The organism is Rosettibacter sp. KY25, assembly GCF_057554405.1.
This window is the reverse complement of the sequence record NZ_BAAJAO010000012.1, coordinates 78705-96352: the sequence shown is the minus strand read 5'-3', so window position 1 is coordinate 96352 and position 17648 is coordinate 78705. Positions and strand designations below refer to the sequence as shown.

The window sequence follows — 17648 nt, the reverse complement described above, 5'->3', positions numbered from 1 at the left end:
AATTTACAGTGAAAAGCTGAAGAAAAGATATGTCGGATTTACTGATAATGTTGAAAAAAGATTATATGAACACAATCATGCTAAATCTAAATTTACCAAGAGTGGTATTCCTTGGAGACTTCTTTATGTTGAAGAATTTGAAATCAAATCTGATGCAAGAAAAAGAGAATTATTCTTAATTTGTAAGAAAAAATATTTTTAACAAACATTAATTCTTATGGCAACAAGTAAAAAATTATTTTTCTTTTGTTTATTCTCATTTATTTTTTATTGCACATTATGTTCTCAAAATAAAAATGATGAATGGACTCCAGTTGATGTCAATAACAAATTGTTTATTAATTCATCTAACATATTAATTGATAAAGATGATATTTATGTTTGGGTATTAGAGCATCACTCTGAACCTATCAAAATAGAGATGATTGAAAAAGAAATTTATAAAACAAAAACTTATTATCTAATTAATAAGGAATTAAAAAGATACAGCATTCTTCAAATTATTTTTTATGACAAAAATAATAATGTGATAAAAAGTTACTCTTACAATTATAATGCTGATGACATTAATTATAAATACAGCACACCAATTCTTGAGGGTTCAATTGTAGAAAGTATTTTATTAAAATCTCTGGAGCTTTTTAATAACAGATAATTATAAATTATTCTTAATAAAATTAATTCCACCTATTAAATCCATCTGTTCCATTATTTTATTTCTTCTGTATAATAAATAACTACTTGGCTTTAATGGATTTCTTTTTCGCGGATTTGGTAAAATTGAAGCAATTGCAGCCGCTTCTGATTTTGTAAGCTTATCCGGATTTTTTTTAAAATAAATTTTTGATGCACTCTTTATTCCATAGATTCCATCCCCCATCTCTGCAATATTCAAGTATACTTCTATAATTCTTTTCTTCGACCAAAATAATTCAATTAACACTGTGTAATAAGCTTCAACAGCTTTTCTAAAAAAAATTTTTGATGGGAATAAAAACAAATTTTTTGCAACCTGCATAGTTATTGTGCTCGCCCCTCTAATTCTTTTCCTATGCTCATTTTCCCTCATCGCTTTTTCGATTTGTTCAATATCAAAACCAAAATGTGCAAAAAATCTTTGGTCCTCAGAAGCAACAACAGCCAATGGAACAAACATTGACACTTTATTTATACTTACTGGATTATAATTTATATCTTCTTTGCTAAAAAGTGAACTAAAAGAATCTTTTACAGAAGAATACATAAATGCTGATGTAGCAGGATTAATAAATCTAAAAACAATCAACAAAAAAATAATCCACAATGTGAAAACAAGAAAAGTTTTGGCAAGCACTCTAATTATTTTTAACATAATTTTCTATAAAATTTGTTAGAATGAACTAAAAATTATTTTTTTTGTTTGAAAGAGTAATAATTTGTATAATTAACTACAACTAAAAAGAGGTGTATTATGATTTCAAACAAAATGGAAAAAGCATTAAATGAACAATTAAATGCAGAATTATTTTCTTCTTATTTATATTTATCGATGGCTGCTCATTTCGAATCAAATAATTGGAGAGGTTTTGCTCATTGGATGAAAAAACAATCAGAAGAAGAATATGGACATGCAATGAAATTTTTTGGATACATTAATGAAGTTGGAAAGAAAGTAACATTGGATAAAATTGAAAAACCAAAATTAGAATGGAATTCACCTCTTGAAGCTTTTGAAGAAGCACTTAAACATGAGGAATATATAACCAAAAGAATTAACGACCTTGTCAATTTAGCAGCTGAAGAAAAAGATCATGCTACAAACAACTTTTTGCAATGGTTTGTGAAAGAACAGGTAGAAGAAGTTTCCTCAGTTCAAAAAATAGTAGAAACAATAAAATTGATTGGGGACCATACAGGAAGTTTATTTATGCTTGACCATGAACTTGGCAAACGCGAATAATTTTTAATCAAATTTTTTCTTTTGATATAAATTTGTTAAGTTTGCATGCAAAAAAATTAAAAGTGGAAAAATAATGGCTCGAAGATGTCAATTAACAGGTGTTGGTCCAGTAAGTGGTCACAATATTTCCCATGCTCATAATAAAACCAAAAGAAGATTTTTGCCAAATCTTCAGAAAAAAAGAATTTGGGTTAAAGAACTTAATAGATTTGTGACAGTTAAATTAACGACCAGCGCTCTGAGAACACTTGCTAAAAACGGCACAGGAGAATTAGCAAAATTAATCACTGCTAAGAAAATTAAAGTAAGATAAAAAGAAACCCCGTTAACACGGGGTTTCTTTTAGTTGTAAAATTAAATCTCATCTAATTCGTCTACTATTAAAATCTCTTTCTCTTCTTACATCATTCATTTTTCTTTCTGGTTTGGAATTTTCATTTTCTCTATTTCTTAATTCAGGAAAATTTCTATCTCTTTGTTTTTCAAATTGATTTTGTCTTTCATACGTTCGGCTTTGTTCTGGAGTTCTGCCTCTTTCACGATTATAAGTTCTATCTTCAGTTGGATATCTTTTTTCAATTCGAGTATTGCTTTCTTCTAAATTTCTTGATTCAAATTTATTTTCATTTTCATTTCTTCTTATAACTTCTCTTTCTGGCAAATTTAATTTATCTTGTTCAAGTGTAGATTTTCTCTCAGCTCTTCGCAATTCAAAATTTCTATTGCTGCTGATTTGATAATCTCTTTCTCCCAATCTATAAGTATAAATTTTATTTTTATCTCTGTCTCTTATCTTTCCAAATTCTTTATAATCATCAATATTATTTACTTCATATTCCCTAATTCTTAATCGTGCTTTTCGTTCAACTATGGATTTGTCAATCCCGGCATTAATAATTCTACCATCACGATAATAATAATCATTTCTATATTTTGTTCTTTCAAATAATTCCGGGATTCTTCTTGAATCTACAATATAAAAATTAACATTTCGATTGCAAAAATGTTCATATCGTACAAAGTTCCAGTATAAGTAATGTGAATGCCAGTTAATTGTAAAATGAATTCCTATATTAATTCTGAAATATGCATAAGGAGGTAAAGGAGCCCAGCCAATATAAAAATCATCGTAACGCCATTCTACCCAAGCAGGCCCCCATTCATCATCAGGTATCCAAATCCATCCATAGTAATCATCATAGTACCATCTGCCATAATGATAAACAGCCCAACCAAAAGGTTCAAACGAATCCCAATACCAACCGTATTTTGTCCAGCACCATCTGCCAATTAAATAAGGTTTCCAACCGATATGAATTTTTAATGGACGCCATACAACAATGCCATTATCAATTTCAATCCACTCACCATAAGGTTTTAGTGAAAAATAAAACATTTCATATGAATGATGTCTAACTAATGGCTTTGCATTATTGGATGCATAAAATAATCCAATTACAATTATTATGTAAAATATTTTCCGTAACATATAACCTCCAAGGTTTTGAAACTTTATTTCAACTACCATACCATTTACAAAATTAGAAACTTATTCAAAAAATAATATGTTATTCGCTTGAAAGTTTATTAAAAAGGACAATTATTTTATTTTTGAATACAATATTAAAGGAGTAAAAATGGCTCATCAATTCTTTTTAGATAAAAGGCCGCATCAAGGAATGAAATATCAGGAATACATGAATTCATTAAAACAAAAAATTGAGTTAATTAACAATAATAATTTGACTGAATATGAAGGTGTTTCAGCTAATCTTCTTAAGTTGAATTATCAACGTTCAACTCGAATTGAAAAAACTTATGTTATCAACAAAGACTTATGCGAACTGATTAAAAAAATTCAAAAGCCTCAATTATGGTTAATACTTTCTGAACATTGGTGTGGAGACTCTGCCCAAATAGTTCCATACATTTCCAAATTTGCAGAATGCAATAATTTAATTGACCTAAGAATTTTAGAAAGAGATAAAAATCTTGATATAATGGACCTCTATCTTACTAACGGAACAAGAAGTATCCCCAAATTAATTGCATTTGATAATGATGGTAATGAATTATTTCAATGGGGACCAAGACCAAAAGATGCACAAGATTTAGTTAACAAATTAAAAGCAGAAGGAAAAACCAAAGAAGAATTTCTTGAACAACTTCATATCTGGTATGCAAAAGATCAGGGGAAATCAATCGAAAAAGAATTTTATGAAATTATCTCTAATTTGATTAATCATCATAACTGAACGGGAAAATAATTTTAACAACTGCATCAATATCTTTTCCTGATAGTCTTGCAGGATTAAATTTTGTTCGCATTATTGCAGACTCAACGGCATCATCACAGCCATATCCTATTCCTTTGATTACTTTTGTATCTCTTACGATACCAAATTCATCAATTGTTGCTTCTATTATTATTTCACCTTTCAACTTAAGTCTTTTTGCAATAAATGGAATTTCTAAATGGTCATTAATACTTCTTAATCCTCCAACTGGATAAGGACAATCTTCATAATCACAAATTATTTCAGTCTTCTTTCTTATTTCTTTCTCTGTTTGATTTTCCAAAGAAACTTTTGAGTGAATATTTGATTGCAACTGAACATCACTTTTCTCAACTTCAGTTTTTTCATTTTTACCATTATTGAGTACAACTGTTTTATCGAATATTTTGAATTCCACTTTCAATGTTACTCTTGAAGGAACAACTTTACCATCTTTCTTACCGGGAATAAATTTAGTTTTTTTAACTGCATCCTCTGCTGCTTCGTTACAACCTAATCCTAATCCTTTAATAACTTCTGTATTTGTAACATCACCCTTCTCGTCAATTGTTGCAATTAAAATTACCTCCCCTTCCAAGCCATACATTAATGCATGTTCTGGATAAATTAAATTATCCTGAATTGTTTTCATTCCTCCAATAGGAATTGGACAAATATCCACATCACAAATGAGTTCCTGCTTTTTCTTTTTAAGAAGTTCCTGCTGTTTATTTCCTGCAAGATATGCTTCAGGTGGAGCTGTATAATTTGGGTCATATTCAAATTTATTTGTAGAAACAAGTTTACCTTCTTCATAAATATTAATTTCTTTCAATGCTCCATTTTCATAATAAATTCGATGTGTCCCATTTTTAATTCCATCTTTGACATAAAATTCTTCTTTTATTAATCCGCTTTCATAAAATTGACGCACATAACCATTGAGTTTTCCTTTGCTAAATTCTTTCATTGTCTTTAAATTGCCATTTGGATAATACCAATATGAAGTTCCATCAAGAACATCATTCACATAAGAAATTTCATAATATAAATTTCCATCAGGATAATAACTTTTAATAATCCCATTCTGTGGATAAAAAACATTTGCTGAAAAAAACAAAAAAGCAATAACCAGATATTTTTTCATATAATTAAAAAATTTGTTTTTAAAATTAAGCTAATCAAAGATGACAAAATAAATACTGTAAATTGCAGATTTCAATACAAAATGAACTCAATAACTAAGTTAAAATCAAGATTGACTTTTTGATATTTCTTAAGTTTTGCATAATTTTGCAAGCCAATGCGAGAGTGGCGGAATTGGCAGACGCGCTAGACTTAGGATCTAGTACCCAAAAGGTGTGGGGGTTCGAGTCCCCCCTCTCGCACTAAATTATCAATAAATTAAAGAGGTATAATTGGAATACAAGGTAAATCAACTCGAAGATTCAATTCAAGAAATCGAAGTCATGCTGACTTATGATGAAATATTGCCCGATATCGAAAAGGCATACGAAGAAGAAAGAAAAAATATCACCATAGATGGTTTTCGAAAAGGGAAAGCTCCGCTTTCACTTATAAAGAAATTTTATGGTGATGCAATCGAATATGATGCAAGTGAAAAAATTGCCAACAAAAGATTTTGGGAAATTGTAGAAAAGGAAAATATTAATCCTATCAATACACCCACATTAACACATCTTGATTTTGTTAAAGGCGATAAACTTTCTTTCAAAATAAAATACGAAGTTACTCCAAAAATTGAATTGAAGAATTATAAAAATCTTGAAATTGAAAAACCAATTTTCAAAGTAAAAGACGAAGAAATAGAAAAAGAAATAGAATATTATCTTGAATCAAAAGCTCTCTTCGAAGAAGCAGAAAAAATTGAAGACAATAATTACCGCATCACAGTTAATCTACAGCGTGTTGATAATTCTGGATTGCCAATCATTGGACAAAAAACAGAAAATGTTGTCATCGATTTAAGCGATAAAAGAGTTAATCAACAAATTCCTGAAAATGCAATTGGTAAAAAAGTCGGTGATAAATTTCCATTTCATTTTGTAGATGAACACACTCATGGCGATGAAATTCACAGAGAAGAATATCATTATGAAGCTGAAATATTGAAAATAGAAAAGAAAGTTATTCCTGAACCAACTGAAGAATTGATTAAGGGAATCACAAATAACAAAGCATCGAATCTTGATGAATGGAAAGAAATGATTAGAAAAAATCTTGATGAATATTATCAATCACAGTCAGAAGAAATTTTTGTAAATAATCTTTTAAATCAAGTAGTTAAGAATAATGATTTTACTCCCCCGCCGAGTTTAGTAGAATCTTTACTCAAAAATTTTGTTGAGCAGGAAAAAGAAAATGCTAAAAGATACAGACAAACAATCAATGAAGAAGCTGTTAGAGAATATTATAAACCAAGAGCAGAATGGAATGCTAAATGGCAGATTATATTGGATAATATTGCAAAAACAGAAAATATAAAAGTTGATGATTCTGATATTGAAAAACTTGCAAAAGAAGATTCAGAAAAAACTGGAATTAGTGTAGAAAAGTTGGTTAAGTATTATAAAGATTCTTATAGACCATATATGCTACTCGAAGAAAAAGTGATTAACTTCTTGAAAGAAAACACAAAAGTAAAAGAAGTAGATGCTGAAAAATACTTAAAAGAAAAAAAGGAAAATGAAAATGAACAATAACTTCTGGAATTCATATCTTTCTAAAAATTATGAAATATTCAATCAATTAGTCCCTTATGTAATTGAGCAAACAGGACGCGGTGAAAGAGGCATGGATATTTTTTCGCGCTTACTGCGCGAAAGAATTATTTTTCTTGGAACTGCTATAGATGACCATATTGCAAGTCTGGTGATTGCTCAATTATTATTTTTAGAAGCAGAAGATCCTGAAAAAGATATTTTCCTTTACATCAATTCTCCAGGCGGCAGTGTTTCGGCTGGATTGGCAATTTATGATACAATGAGATACATCAGATCTAAAGTATCAACTATATGTGTTGGTTTAGCTGCAAGCATGGCAGCAGTTCTTCTTGCAGGCGGTGAACCAGGAAAACGTTCTGCTCTTCCACATTCGAAAATTTTGATTCATCAACCATGGGTTGGTGGTTTGCAGGGACAAACTACAGATATCGAAATTCATGCAAGAGAAATGATTAAAACACGAGATACTATTTACAAAATTTTATCCGAACATACCGGAAAACCTTATGAACAAATTGCAAAAGATTGCGACCGTGACTATTTTCTAAGTGCAGAAGAAGCAAAAGAATACAATCTAATTGATAATATATTGACTCATCGTGCTGCACCAACTAACGAAAAAGACAAAAAACAATCTTAAGTGTAAATGAAATTCTGTTCAATAAACTTACAAATACATATTAAAGAGGGGTTTTAATAAACCCCTTTTTATTTTTAAAGCGTAATGTTCTTAAAATATTTCAAAAAATCTTCAAAGAGGAACTTATGAGAAAAATTTCATTTCTCTTTTTGCTTTCATTTGTATGGGTAAGTTTTTCATTCCCACAAAATAAACTTCTAACCATTGAAGATATTGTTCTTAATTCTTACACAAAATTATCTCCTGCTAATCTTAAACAAATCAACTGGATTCCTCAAACAAACAATTATGTTTATGTAGATAATACAAATAATGCTTTATTAAAATTTTCAATCAAATCTGATAAGCCTGATACAATTTTAACTTTGGCAAAATTAAATGAACAACTTAAGAGAGAGAACTTAAGTGAAATCAATTATTTCCCTTTAATTAAATGGATTGATAATGTTTCATTTAATTTCTGGATTGATAATAAATTATTCATTTACAATTTAGAAACTAAAAATCTTACATTAATTAATACGGTTGACGATAAAGCCGATAACAAAACTGTAGCACCAAATTCAAAATATGTAGCTTATACAATAGATAATAATCTTTTTGTAAATCTTGAATCATCAAAAACAATTCAGATTACTTTTGAAAAAGATACAAATATTGTATGTGGACAAGCAGTTCACAGAAATGAATTTGGTATTGAAAATGGAATTTTTTGGTCACCTAACTCAAATTACATTGCATTTTATAGAATGGACCAAACTATGGTTACTGATTATCCCATTGTTGATATTTCTTATGTCCCCGCCAGATTAAAAAATATTAAATATCCAATGGCTGGACAAACAAGTCATCAGGTTACCGTTGGAATCTATGATATAAAAACAAATAAAACTATTTTTCTTAAAACAGGTGAACCATTAGATCAATATTTAACTTGTCTAACATGGTCGCCAGATGAAAAATATTTTTATATCGCTCACTTAAACAGAGACCAAAACCATCTTCAATTAAAAAAATATGATGTTGCTACAGGCGAATTAGTAAAAATTTTGTTTGAAGAAAAAAATGATAAATATGTTGAACCTGAAAATCCATTAATCTTTCTTCCCAAAACAAATACTAAATTTTTATGGTTTTCAAGAAGAGATGGTTTCAAACATCTTTATTTATATGACAACGATGGCAACTTAATTCGACAAGTCACCAAAGGAAATTATGAAGTTACAAACTTTATTGGATTTGACAATGATGGTAAAAATATATTTATCACTTCAACTAAAGAAAGTCCGCTTGAAAGACATGTCTACAAAGTTAATTTAGAAACTGGTGAAATAAAAAAATTAACAAATGAACCTGGAATTCATACCATTATTCCAAATTATAATCAAAATTACTTCATAGATTCTTATACAAAATTAGAAACACCAAGAACAATTAACTTACTCAACAAAAAAGGTGAAGTAATTAAAAATCTGCTAATTGCAGATAATCCACTAAAAGAATACAAAATTGGCAAAACAAAAATTTTCTCTATAAAAAATGATGAGGGTGTAGAACTATATTGCAGAATGATTTTACCACCCGATTTTGATGAATCAAAAAAATATCCTGTGATAGTTTATGTTTATGGCGGTCCTCATGCACAAGAAATTACAAATAGTTTTGGTTATGGAAGATACTTTTTATGGTTTTATATGATGGCACAAAAAGGTTATATAATTTTTACACTCGACAATAGAGGCTCAGCAAACAGAGGCTTAGAATTTGAACAAGCAACTTTCAGAAGATTGGGTACCATCGAAATTAAAGACCAGATGAGCGGAGTTAAATATTTAAAAACTTTACCTTACATCGATACAACAAGATTTGGTGTATTCGGATGGAGTTATGGTGGATTTATGACAACTTCATTAATGCTAAGAACAAACAATACATTTAAAGTAGGAGTTGGCGGCGGTGCTGTTATCGATTGGAAATTTTACGAAGTAATGTATACAGAAAGATATATGGATACTCCTCAAACAAATCCAGAAGGTTATAAAGAAGCATCATTATTAAATTATGTGCAAAATTTAAATGGCAAATTATTGTTAGTACATGGAACAGCTGACCCAGTTGTTGTTTGGCAAAATACATTAACCTTTGTTAAGAAAGCTACTGAATTAAATAAACCTTTAGATTATTTCCCTTACATTGGACATGGTCATGGAGTTACAGGAAAAGATGCATTACATCTTTACACTAAAATTACAAATTATTTCATCGATAATTTATAAGGAATAAATTCAGTATTTTTCTAAAAAAGTTATAGATATAATTTTAACTAAAAATCTGTTTTCATATTTTTAAATCAAAATGAAAATTATCTTAAAAAGAGAAAAACATGTATAATGAAATCAATGAATTAATATTAAAAATTTATGAATTAGCTGAATCAGCAAGGCGAAGGGATAAATTTTTTCTTAATGATGTATGCAATTTTCTGGTTAAAGAATTTAACTTCGAATCAGCTGTTCTTTTTAGAATAAATGAAAATAAAACACTCAAATTAGCTGGCAAGTCGAATAATATTAGTAATGAATTTCTTAAGAAAAATAATTTTAACTGCAGCGATTGCAATGTTGTTTTAGAAGAAACGCAATATGTGCTTAATTCCAAAAATGATTGTAATGTAAAAATATCTGAGGGAAATTTTTACGAAGCTTGTGCATTCATTAAAATTTCTGATTCAATTAAGATCTTGCTTAAGATTGCAAGCAAAACCGAAATTGAAAAACATAAAAAAACGATAATCGAAAATACTCTTCCATTAATTGGATTATTTATTCAATATTGGTATAATCGTCAACCTGATTCAATGAATTACTTCCCAAATCTTGTATATCATACTGCGCAGGAATTAAAAGCAAATGCATCTTCAATAATAAATTCATATAATGTTATTTCAGAAAGTAAAGATGCTGATTTAACACAACAGCTTTCATTAATAAAAAAGAATTCTCAAAGTATTTTATTGAACATTAATGATTTGAGTGAGCTTTCAAAATATGAAGCAAATAATTTATCGTTGAATAAAAGTCAAATTAATTTTAATAAATTCATAAATGATATTGTAAATCTTTTTAGAAACCGTGCAGGCAAAAAAATAAATTTTGAAGTTGATATTTCACCAGAATTAAATAGACCGTTAGAAAAAGATGAACAAAAGTTGAAGTACATTATCAGTACTTTAATTTATGTTACTACTTTATTGACAGATGAAGGTAAGATTTTTATAAAAGCAGCACTTAATCGAAATAAAAAATTAGAATTCGTAATCTCAAATGAAGGTAAAAATCTTGATACAGATATAATCAATAACTTTTTTGAACCTTTCAAGCTGCAAAGCTTAAATGAGTTTAAGAATTCTAATCTTACAGGACTAAGTTTAACTTTAGTTCAAAAATATATTAATTTTATTGGTGGAAATATCACAATTAAAAATAATTCACCAAAAGGAATTATATTTAATTTTACAATTAATGGAGAAAAGATGTCAGAATTAGAATCTACAATATCAAAACTCCCACAGCCTTCAACTAAAAACAAAGTTCTTGTAATTGAAGATGATTATGCGACATCAAAACTACTTAGCAACTATTTAACTAAGTGGGGCTATGTTCCGGCAATTGTAAGCACAGAAGAGCAAGCATTCAATATCATTAATTCTGAACCGTTGCTTGCAATAATACTTGATATTGAATTAGCCAATACAAATGGATTAGAATTGTTGAAAAAAATTCATGATAATCCAAATGCTAAAAATGTTCCTGTCATTGTCTGCTCGATAGAACCTGAACAGCAAAAAGCATTTTTAATGGGTGCTGTGGAATATTTTATAAAACCAATAAATTATAATTATCTTGTAGAAGTTCTAACAAATTATAAGCTAAGAAAAAATTCAACTATACTATGTGTTGATGATGATGTCCCTACATTGAATTTAGTAAAACAAGCAATTGAAAGTGTTGGATTTAATGCTATTGCTGAAAGTGTATCTGCAAATGTCATGGATTTAATTAAAGATAAAGATATCGACCTTGCAATAATTGACTTAGATATGCCTCATCCAAATGGATTTGAATTAATAAAAATGATTAAATCTGAAAAACGATTTACACATTTACCAATTATAATTTATACTGGAAAAGAAAATTACAAAGAAGACCTTTACAAAATTGAAGGCTTATTTGATGAGTTACTTGAGAAGCGGTCAACAAATATTGAAGACCTTGCTGATGTAATTAATTCAATGATAAATAGATATGAAGTGCCCCCGCCTGCAGAAGAAGTTCTTTCCAAAAAAGGTGTAAAGAAAATATTACTTGCAGAAGACTACAAACATTCCCAAATAATTGTTACACGATTATTAAAGAAAAATAATTTCGAAGACATAGTTGTTGTTGAAAATGGAGAAGATGCTGTCAAGATGGCTCAAAAGGAAAAATTTGATTTGATACTTATGGATATGTAAATGCCAATAATGAATGGATTTGAAGCAACAGAAAAAATTCGTCAAATGCCTGAATATAAAGATGTTCCGATTATTGCATTAACAGCTTTTGCAATGAAAGGCGACAGAGAAAAATGTCTTGAAGTAGGTGCAACAGATTATATTCCAAAGCCAATTGACAGCAAAGAATTTATCGACAAAATTAAATATTATACCAATACATAATAGTTCTCATAGAATAAATTTTTTACTATAGCAAGTTAGTTCAAGAATAAATTATAATTTATTCAGTTCTGCATCTTTTTTCAGAACTTCATTTTCCATTGACTTTTTATATTCAATCAGCTTTTTTGCAAGATTATCATCAACTGTAGAAAGAATTTGAACTGCTAATAATCCTGCATTCTTAGCTCCATCTATAGCTACAGTAGCGACAGGAACACCACCAGGCATCTGAACAATTGATAATAACGAATCCAATCCATTTAATGCACCACTTTTCAATGGAACCCCAATAACAGGAAGATGAGTGTATGATGCAACTACACCAGGTAGATGTGCTGCTAAACCTGCACCTGCAATAACTACTTTCACTCCCTTATCAGCTAAACTCGTAACATAATCTTTAACATGATTTGGAACTCGATGAGCAGAAAGTATTCTCATTTCATATTTAACTTGAAATTCTTCTAATACTTCTGCAGCTTTTTTCATAACAGGAAGGTCTGAATCACTTCCCATAATAATACTTACTAAAGATTTATTCTCCATATAAATATCCCTGATTAATTTTAGTTCCGAGTACAAATATAAAAAACAAAAAAGCAGAGCTCAAAATTTACTCTGCTTTTTTGCTAAAGAGTTGTCATGCATCGAATTATCTTCTTTTTATTGAACCTATGCCAGATACATTTGTTTTAGTTTCGGCTGGATTTCCATAATAATCAATTGAACCAATACCAGAAACCGAAGCATTAAGATAATTTGAAGAATAAACTTCTGCATTGCCTGCCCCACTTACAGAGACATAAACATCTTCAGCCTTTAATTCCTTAGCATCTAAATTGCCAGCTCCAGATATTCTTGCATTTAATTTTTCTGTTACTCCAGATAATTTAATATTTCCAGCACCGCTTAAGTTAACTGTGAATTCATCTGTATCAATATCTTTAACTTTTATCGAATTGGCACCAGAGCAGTTTAATTCTTTCAAATCATTCACAGTAATTTCTATCACTATTTCTCTGCGTGGTGAAATATTTTTCTTTGTATCAATTCTCAATGTTTTTCCATAAACTTTGGTTCTTATGTAAGGCAGTAAATTTTCTTCTGCAGTAATTTTTAATGAAGGTTCCTGGTTACATTTAACATTAATTAAATATGCACCTGCAGCTTCTATATTAGAAAAATCTGAAATATTACGATTTTCTGTTTTTAATTTTCCATTTCCCCTTACACCCCAAAATGCACACGAGCAGCCACCTGCAATTAATGCAAATATTAAAACGATGGAAATCATTTTCCTTTTCATAATTACCTCCAAACTTTGCCTCGTTAGACGATAATAACATGTAGAAAGTTCTAAATTTTCTTTTAGGGATTTATCTTTTATAGTAAATACTCAATACTTTTTTTATTTTCTATAGTGAAATAAAATTTTTTCATTAAAGATGACAAACGAAGAACTAAATAATCTTCAAGCAGAAGCTTACGAACATCTATGGAATGGAAGATACAGATTAGCATTATCAACTGCAGAAAAAGTATATGAATATAGACCTGATGACAGTGAGGCTGCAATTTGTCTTGCATGGGCATACCTCGAAAATGGAAATCCATCTAAAGCACTTGAGTTTGCAAATTTAGCTGTTGAATTAAAGGGAGAATCTTCCCGAACAAGATTTTTCAGAGCTTATCTGCTTTCACGCTTAAGCATTTTTGAAGGTGCTGTTGCAGATATAGAAAAATCTCTCAATCAAGAAAAAGATTTATTGAGCTGGACTTATTTAACACTTGCCCGTTCTTATGCTGGCTTAGGAAAATTTGATGAAGCCTTAGAAACTTTTAAAATTGGTTATTTAATTGATGAGAGCAAAATTAAAACATGGAATAAGCTAAAAGAATATATCAATAAAGCCAAAATATATTTTAATGAAGATTATAAATTATCATCAATAAAAGTTAAAGAACTTCTTAATGATGCTGAAGAAGCTCTTAAAGATAAAGAATATTGGTTTTCTCTTTATGCTTCAAGAAAATTGTTATCACAAAATCTTAATGAAAAAGAAAAAGATGAAGCTGCTCTGATTGAATTAGAATCAATGTATTATTTATTTCAATACAAACCAGCACTAAAAAAAGCAGAGTTAATTAAAAATAAATTTAGTAATAACAAAAAGTTTAATTTCATCTATAATTCGCTCAAAAAATATTTATTAAGTGATGAGGAAAATGAAGAACCTGTAACAAAAGAAAGAAAAACAAAAATTGAACTTCCTGATTTATCTAAAGTTGACGAGCAAAAAGAAGAATATAAATTTAATGCTGTCTACTATCCAAACGATTATGTTCAAATTGTATCCATAAAAATTTTTGATGCGGAAAGTGAAAGCAAAACTGAGGAAAGACATTATTATAATCAAGTAGATAAAAATATAAATTGGTTAGGAGCCGAAGTTATTTTTAATAATCCATTCTATCAGAAAGAAAATCGTTCATTCGATTGTAGTCTTGTTTGGTATATAGATGATTTCGAAATTGGAAGAAATGATTTTAAGCTTAATATACCTAAAGATTGGGATTCTATAATTTTCACACAAAAAATAGGAGCTGATAAAACCGGTTTTTGGAAAAAGGGACAGGCAAAAGTTGAGGTATACATTAACAATTTTAAAGTTGGCGAGAAATTTTTTGGAATAAGCAGCTTTAGAATTAGTGATGACGAAATTATTCCCCCACCACCTCCTCCTAAGAAAACAAAAGAACAAACAACTTCTATAATCCCTGCATCAGATAGAAGTATCGATGAATTATTAGCAGAATTAGATTCATTCATTGGATTAAACAACATTAAACAAGCGATTCGTGATTTCATATCTTATCTTGAATTTTTAAATGAAAGAAAAAAACATGGTTTGAAAGCAGAAGAGAAAATTGCAATTCACGCAGTATTTCTTGGAAATCCAGGTTCCGGAAAAACTACAATTGCGAGATTACTGGGAAACATTTTTAAAGCAATGGGAATTCTTCCATCTGGTCATGTTATTGAAGTAGACCGAGCTGGTTTGGTTGGCCAATACATTGGCGAAACTGCACAAAAAACAGAAAAAGTTATCAACGATGCAATGGGAGGAATTTTATTTATTGATGAGGCTTATACACTTGTTAAAAAAGGCGGAAGTTCACAGGATTTTGGACAAGAAGCAATTGACATTCTTCTTAAAAGAATGGAAGACCACAAAGGTGAATTCGTTGTTATTGCTGCTGGTTACACTGATGAAATGAATGCATTTCTTAATTCAAATCCTGGACTTAAATCAAGATTTACTCATACTTTTGTTTTCGAAGATTACACACCTGAAGAACTTATTCAAATTTTTCAGCTCTATCTCAAAAAAGAAGAATACAATATCACTCCCGATGCATTAGAATTACTAAAAAAAGAATTTATTAATCTATATCGAAATAGAGATAAAAGTTTTGGTAATGCAAGATTGGTTCGAAAAATTTTTGAAGAAGCTAAAATTAATCTGAGCAAAAGAATAATTAATTTAGATGAATCCAAACGAACAAAAGAAAACTTAAATACTATTACTCTTGAAGACATCCAAAACATTCTAAAAAAAGAAAAAGGAAAAGACTTCAAGTTACCAATCAACGAAGAAGCTCTTCAAGAAGCTCTTAATGAATTAAATAATCTTGTTGGATTAAATTCTGTTAAAAAAGAAATTAATGATTTAGTTAAGCTTGCTAGATTATTTGCGGAGCAAGGAGAAGATTTAAGAGAAAAAATCGCAAATCACTATTTGTTCCTTGGAAATCCAGGAACAGGTAAAACTACAGTAGCAAGAATATTTAGCAAAATCTTTTCTGCGCTGGGAGTTTTATCAAAAGGTCATTTAGTCGAAACAGACAGACAAGGTTTAGTAGCTGGCTATGTGGGACAAACAGCAGAAAAAACAACAAACATGATTGATAAAGCTATAGGAGGAACCCTTTTCATTGATGAAGCATATTCACTAATTAAATCAGAAAGCCAAGGCTCTGATTTTGGTAAAGAAGCAATTGATATTCTACTAAAAAGAATGGAAGATGAACGAGGTAAATTTATTGTTATTGCAGCTGGTTACACAGATGAAATGAAGAAATTTATTGAATCAAATCCTGGAATGGAATCCCGATTTACAAAGTCTCTCCTTTTCGAAGATTATACTCCTGATGAAATGATGGAAATTATAAAACGATATCTTACAAAAGATAAGAAAAAACTAACACCTGATGCAGAAGAATATCTGAACAAATATTTTATCAATATATACAAAACAAGGGATAAGAAATTTGGTAATGCAAGAATTGTGAGAAATATTTACGAACAGTTGAAACAAAAACTATTGCTCCGGATTGCAGATTTGCCACCTTCAGAAAGAACTGAAGAAAAACTTAATACAATTACAATTGAAGATGTAATTGAAGTTACTGGTAAAGGTAGCAAAGCTTCAGAATATCAAGTTAAAGGAGACCCGCTCAAACTCCAAGAATACATGGATGAATTAAATTCACTTGTTGGTTTGGAAAAAGCAAAAGAAAAAATCTATCAATTAATCAGCGGTTCAAAAATTATTCAATTAAAAAAAGAACGCGGCTTGCATGTAATTGAAAAAAATCTGCACTCAATTTTTATAGGAAATGATGGAACTGGAAAAACAACCGTAGCCAGAATTTTAAGCAAAATATTAAAGGAACTTGGAATTCTAAGCAAGGGTCATTTAGTAAAAGTCTGCAGAACCGACCTAATTGTAAATTATCAAGGAAGAACAACAGTTAATACAGATGAAATTATCAAAGAATCACTTGGAGGAATTTTATTTGTTGATGAAGCATATGAACTATTTCAACCAAATGATGAATTTGGTTTAGAAGCTGCTTCTATTATTTTGAAAAGAATGATTGATTACAAAAACAAATTTGTCGTTATATTTTCAGGCATTACTTCTAAAATGAATTTATTACTAAAGACATATCCAGATATTTCAAAAAACTTTTCTAATATAATTGAATTTGATGATTATACTCCAAGACAGTTACTTTCAATTTCATATCTTATTGCAAACAATCATGGCTATACACTTGACGAAGGTGCATTACAAATGCTGCTTGAGATTTTTACACAACTTTATGAAAACAGAAATGAAAATTTCAGGAATGCATTTACAGCAAAAAATATTCTCTACTCTGCTATATCTAAACAGGAACAAAGAATTTTATCTATCATAAATCCAACAGATGAAGATTTAAAAACAATAACATTCGAGGATGTAGCAGCAGTTGAATTCTGATA

16 protein-coding genes and 1 tRNA gene are annotated in these 17648 nt (G+C 29.3%); 12 read left to right on the top strand and 5 right to left on the bottom strand.

Annotation, left to right across the window (positions count from 1 at the left end; translation table 11 throughout):
* Together AC27L2_RS08945 and AC27L2_RS08940 are read left to right on the top strand one after the other, a co-directional pair.
* A partial coding sequence (locus AC27L2_RS08945) for a GIY-YIG nuclease family protein (RefSeq protein ID WP_487211426.1) occupies positions 1-202 on the top strand: 202 nt, incomplete at its 5' end.
* Between the two features lie 15 nt (positions 203-217).
* The gene (locus AC27L2_RS08940; protein ID WP_487211425.1) at positions 218-655 is read left to right on the top strand and encodes a surface-adhesin E family protein; all 438 of its coding nucleotides are present in this window, start codon (positions 218-220) and stop codon (positions 653-655) included.
* On the opposite strand, the gene mtgA is transcribed toward AC27L2_RS08940, so the two are convergent.
* Complete coding sequence (gene mtgA, locus AC27L2_RS08935) at positions 656-1351, bottom strand: monofunctional biosynthetic peptidoglycan transglycosylase (protein ID WP_487211424.1); 696 nt, start codon at positions 1349-1351, stop codon at positions 656-658. It lies immediately after the preceding gene.
* A gap of 99 nt (positions 1352-1450) precedes the next feature.
* Here mtgA and AC27L2_RS08930 point away from each other — a divergent pair, with 99 nt between their 5' ends.
* Both AC27L2_RS08930 and rpmB read left to right on the top strand, forming a co-directional pair.
* Positions 1451-1939 carry a ferritin gene (locus tag AC27L2_RS08930; RefSeq protein WP_487211423.1) on the top strand — a complete coding sequence of 163 codons (489 nt, stop codon included), beginning with the start codon at positions 1451-1453 and terminating at the stop codon, positions 1937-1939.
* A gap of 73 nt (positions 1940-2012) precedes the next feature.
* The gene (gene rpmB, locus AC27L2_RS08925) at positions 2013-2252 is read left to right on the top strand and encodes a 50S ribosomal protein L28 (protein ID WP_487211422.1); all 240 of its coding nucleotides are present in this window, start codon (positions 2013-2015) and stop codon (positions 2250-2252) included.
* Between the two features lie 48 nt (positions 2253-2300).
* Here the strand turns inward: rpmB and AC27L2_RS08920 are convergent, their stop codons facing one another.
* Positions 2301-3428, bottom strand: a complete 1128-nt coding sequence (locus AC27L2_RS08920; RefSeq protein ID WP_487211421.1) for a DUF6600 domain-containing protein — start codon at positions 3426-3428, stop codon at positions 2301-2303.
* A 148-nt stretch (positions 3429-3576) separates the two neighbouring features.
* Here AC27L2_RS08920 and AC27L2_RS08915 point away from each other — a divergent pair, with 148 nt between their 5' ends.
* A complete protein-coding gene (locus tag AC27L2_RS08915) occupies positions 3577-4194 on the top strand; it encodes a thioredoxin family protein (protein ID WP_487211420.1) in 618 nt (205 codons plus the stop codon).
* On the opposite strand, the gene AC27L2_RS08910 is transcribed toward AC27L2_RS08915, so the two are convergent.
* Positions 4178-5362, bottom strand: a complete 1185-nt coding sequence (locus tag AC27L2_RS08910) for a TonB family protein (protein WP_487211419.1) — start codon at positions 5360-5362, stop codon at positions 4178-4180. The two genes, AC27L2_RS08915 and AC27L2_RS08910, sit on opposite strands and share 17 nt — an antisense overlap.
* Positions 5363-5520: 158 nt before the next feature.
* On the opposite strand from AC27L2_RS08910, the gene AC27L2_RS08905 reads away from it, so the two are divergent.
* The 6 genes from AC27L2_RS08905 (at position 5521) to AC27L2_RS08880 (ending at position 12316) form a co-directional block, all read left to right on the top strand.
* A tRNA-Leu gene (locus AC27L2_RS08905) sits at positions 5521-5603 on the top strand.
* A 30-nt stretch (positions 5604-5633) separates the two neighbouring features.
* On the top strand, positions 5634-6938 hold the full coding sequence (gene tig, locus AC27L2_RS08900) for a trigger factor (RefSeq protein ID WP_487211418.1): 1305 nt from the start codon (positions 5634-5636) through the stop codon (positions 6936-6938).
* Positions 6928-7599, top strand: a complete 672-nt coding sequence (locus AC27L2_RS08895; RefSeq protein ID WP_487211417.1) for an ATP-dependent Clp protease proteolytic subunit — start codon at positions 6928-6930, stop codon at positions 7597-7599. The genes tig and AC27L2_RS08895 overlap by 11 nt, the downstream gene beginning before the upstream one ends.
* A gap of 125 nt (positions 7600-7724) precedes the next feature.
* Positions 7725-9875 (top strand): S9 family peptidase, encoded by a 2151-nt coding sequence (locus AC27L2_RS08890; RefSeq protein ID WP_487211416.1) that lies wholly within the window; start codon positions 7725-7727, stop codon positions 9873-9875.
* A gap of 107 nt (positions 9876-9982) precedes the next feature.
* Complete coding sequence (locus tag AC27L2_RS08885; RefSeq protein WP_487211415.1) at positions 9983-12112, top strand: response regulator; 2130 nt, start codon at positions 9983-9985, stop codon at positions 12110-12112.
* Positions 12113-12316 carry a response regulator gene (locus tag AC27L2_RS08880; RefSeq protein WP_487211414.1) on the top strand — a complete coding sequence of 68 codons (204 nt, stop codon included), beginning with the start codon at positions 12113-12115 and terminating at the stop codon, positions 12314-12316. It abuts the gene before it with no gap.
* A gap of 51 nt (positions 12317-12367) precedes the next feature.
* Here AC27L2_RS08880 and purE read toward each other — a convergent pair whose 3' ends face one another.
* A complete protein-coding gene (gene purE, locus AC27L2_RS08875) occupies positions 12368-12862 on the bottom strand; it encodes a 5-(carboxyamino)imidazole ribonucleotide mutase (protein WP_487211413.1) in 495 nt (164 codons plus the stop codon).
* Positions 12863-12968: 106 nt separating this feature from the next.
* On the bottom strand, positions 12969-13622 hold the full coding sequence (locus AC27L2_RS08870; protein ID WP_487211412.1) for a head GIN domain-containing protein: 654 nt from the start codon (positions 13620-13622) through the stop codon (positions 12969-12971).
* Positions 13623-13761: 139 nt separating this feature from the next.
* Between AC27L2_RS08870 and AC27L2_RS08865 the strand changes: the two genes are divergently transcribed.
* Positions 13762-17646, top strand: coding sequence for an AAA family ATPase (locus tag AC27L2_RS08865; protein ID WP_487211411.1), 3885 nt, complete (start codon positions 13762-13764; stop codon positions 17644-17646).
* Positions 17647-17648: the final 2 nt, after the last annotated feature.